Below are 2,725 nucleotides of genomic sequence, written 5' to 3'. Positions count from 1 at the left end.
GTGCGGTGCACTCGCCGGTCTCTTGGTGCTGAAAGAGGTGAGCCTGGGACGGGTCACCCGGGCTGACGTATCAGATTGCAGCTTCGGCTTCGGACACGATCGTGGCGTTCATCTCGCGAAGACGGTCTGCGTGCTCGTTGGCGTGGTGACCGCAGAAGAGCAACTCTCCTCCGGTCGGAAGGACCGCGCGGACGCGGGCTCCCGCACCGCACCGGTCGCACCGGTCGGCTGCGGTCAACGGGGGGCTGGTCAGTGTTCCGGGCATGACTCCTCCGTACTGGCTTTTCGACTGATGCCGAGTGCCTGGGGCCTTGGTCCGCCGCGTCGGGGGTGGCGCGGTGGATCTACTCTGTCAGACGTTTGGGGTTTACGCGTTGTTCCCGACGGCGTTTCTCAGTGTTGCATCACACACGAAACCGGCCCGAAACGTGCGGACAACGACGTGACGAGCACCGATGCGAACAGACCGATCGGTCCGAGTTCGCTGACAGCTGATTCGATTTCGGGCGTGACGCTAGTCTCGCCCTGTGAAATCCGAAGACCAGCTCGTTCACATCTGCAGCCGCGACGAATGGCGCACCGCGGAACGCGAAGGCGCTCGCGTGCCCGCCACGTACGCCGCGGACGGATTCGTGCACCTGTCCACACCCGCCCAGGTGCACCTGCCCGCCAACCGATTGTTCGCCGGACGCACGGACCTCGTCCTCCTCAGACTCGACCCCGACGCCCTCGGTGCGCCGGTGACGTGGGAGCCGGGCGTGCCGGCCGATCCGGCGTCGATGCTGTTCCCGCACCTGTACGGGCCGCTGCCCGTCGCGGCGGTCACCGCCGTCGAGGAGTACCGCCCCGAGGCCGACGGAACGTTCCCCGCCCGGCACTGACGCGAGCCTTCCGCGGTTGGTCACCCCCATCGGACTACCGTGGAGGCATGAACGTTGAAGTGACGCCACTACCCGGTATCGGGGTGCGTAAGGACTTCGAACTCGCCGCCGGTCGCCGCATCGGTGTCATCACCCATCGCGACGGCCGCACGGACCTCATCGTGTCGAAGGCCGACGACCCCGACGCCTGTGCCGCGTCGGTGCCGCTCACCACCGAGGAAGCGGCCGTGCTCAGCAATCTGCTCGGCGCACCGCAACTGGTGGCGCAGCTGGAAGAGGAACACCGGGACCTGCCCGGCATCCGCACCAAGCAGCTGTACATCAAGGAAGACTCCCGGTTCGACGGCCGCCCGCTCGGCGACACCGCGATGCGCACGCGCACCGGAGTCTCGATCGTCGCGGTCATGCGGGCGGGCCAGGTGTACCCGTCGCCGAAGCCCGACTTCCTGCTCACCTCCGGCGACCTGCTGGTCGCCGTCGGAACCACAGACGGACTGGACGCGTCAGCCAAGCTCCTGGCCAACGGCTGACAGACCCGTGAACACCACCACGCTCGCGCTCATCGAACTGGGCGCGGTGTTCTTCGCGCTCGGCCTGCTGGGCCGTCTGGCAGCTCAATTCGGGATGTCGCCGATCCCGTTCTATCTCCTCGGAGGCCTGTGCTTCGGCAGCGGCGGATTCGTCAACCTCGGCGACATCAGCGAGTTCAGCCACCTGGCGAGCGAGATCGGGGTGGTCCTCCTCCTGCTGCTGCTGGGGCTCGAGTACACCGCGTCGGAACTCGTCACCGGCCTGCGGCGGTCGTGGATGGCCGGTGTCGTCGACGCCGTCCTCAACGCCGCGCCCGGAGCGGTCGTCGCACTGATGCTCGGGTGGGGACCCACCGGTGCCGTCGTCATGGCCGGCGTCACCTACATCTCGTCCTCGGGCATCATCGCGAAGGTGCTGAGCGACCTGGGACGGCTCGGTAACCGCGAGACGCCGGTCGTGCTGTCGATCCTGGTGTTCGAGGACCTCGCGATGGCCGTGTACCTGCCCATCCTGACGGCCCTGCTCGCCGGCGTCAGTTTCGCCGGTGGACTCGAGGCGGTGGCGATCTCCCTCGTCGTGATCTCCGTCGTCCTCGTGATCGCGCTGCGGTACGGCCGCTACGTGTCCGCGCTGCTGGACAGCCCGGACAGCGAGACCCTGCTGCTGAAGCTGCTCGGTGCCGCGCTGCTCGTGGCGGGGATCAGCTCGGCGATGCAGGTCTCGGCGGCCGTCGGCGCGTTCCTGCTGGGGATCGCGATCTCCGGCACGACCGCCCACAACGCGAGCCGCGTCCTCGAGCCGCTCCGCGATCTGTTCGCGGCGATGTTCTTCGTGGTGTTCGGGCTCAACACCGATCCCCGGGCGATTCCGCCGGTCCTCGGCTGGGCCGTGCTGCTCGCCGTCGTCACCGCGCTGACCAAGATGGTCACCGGCGCGTGGGCGGCGAAACAGCAAGGGGTCGGGCGGCTGGGCCGGGCCCGCGCCGGGGTCGCGTTGATCGCGCGCGGCGAGTTCTCGATCGTCATCGCCGGGCTGGCGTTGTCGGCGGGCGCCGTGGAGAGCGAACTCGTGGCACTCGCCACCGCGTACGTGCTCCTGATGGCCGTCATCGGCCCGGTGGCGGCACGGGTGGTCGAACCGGTGGCGGGCGCCTGGATCCGGGTGCGCACCACCGCCTGACGGGCGGCCGCCGGATGCCCGGCGCACGGACGACGATGCCCCCGGACTCGCGCGGGGGCCGGGGGCATCGGGGGGTGTGGGTGAGTCGAGGTAGTCGCGCAGCAGCTGCGGCCGCGGGGGGGGGCGCGGGGTCG

The 2,725-nt window shown here is 69.3% G+C and carries 4 protein-coding genes; 3 read left to right on the top strand and 1 reads right to left on the bottom strand.

All coding sequences use genetic code 11. The features are described 5' to 3' along the window. Positions 1 to 70: 70 nt before the first annotated feature. On the bottom strand, positions 71 to 265 hold the full coding sequence (locus tag ACFTZB_RS44845) for a hypothetical protein (RefSeq protein ID WP_005240831.1): 195 nt from the start codon (positions 263 to 265) through the stop codon (positions 71 to 73). Positions 266 to 527: 262 nt separating this feature from the next. Between ACFTZB_RS44845 and ACFTZB_RS44840 the strand changes: the two genes are divergently transcribed. The 3 genes from ACFTZB_RS44840 to ACFTZB_RS44830 are packed head-to-tail and all read left to right on the top strand — an operon-like array spanning position 528 to position 2,591. Continuing rightward, positions 528 to 881: a DUF952 domain-containing protein gene (locus ACFTZB_RS44840; protein WP_378442345.1), complete on the top strand. Its 354-nt coding sequence runs from the start codon at positions 528 to 530 to the stop codon at positions 879 to 881. Positions 882 to 928: 47 nt separating this feature from the next. Beyond that, a complete protein-coding gene (locus tag ACFTZB_RS44835) occupies positions 929 to 1,411 on the top strand; it encodes a cation:proton antiporter regulatory subunit (protein WP_005240833.1) in 483 nt (160 codons plus the stop codon). 7 nt (positions 1,412 to 1,418) lie between these two features. Beyond that, positions 1,419 to 2,591 (top strand): cation:proton antiporter, encoded by a 1,173-nt coding sequence (locus ACFTZB_RS44830; protein WP_276136549.1) that lies wholly within the window; start codon positions 1,419 to 1,421, stop codon positions 2,589 to 2,591. Positions 2,592 to 2,725 lie beyond the last annotated feature (134 nt).

Source organism: Rhodococcus sp. NPDC057014, from assembly GCF_042673295.1.
Taxonomy (GTDB): Bacteria; Actinomycetota; Actinomycetes; order Mycobacteriales; family Mycobacteriaceae; genus Rhodococcus_F.
This window is presented reverse-complemented; position numbering and strand designations above follow the sequence as displayed.

Excerpts from the sequence above, each read along its gene's own strand:
- ACFTZB_RS44845 (WP_005240831.1), bottom strand. The coding sequence starts at position 265 with ATGCCCGGAACACTGACCAGCCCCCCGTTGACCGCAGCCGACCGGTGC.
- ACFTZB_RS44835 (WP_005240833.1), top strand. The coding sequence starts at position 929 with ATGAACGTTGAAGTGACGCCACTACCCGGTATCGGGGTGCGTAAGGAC.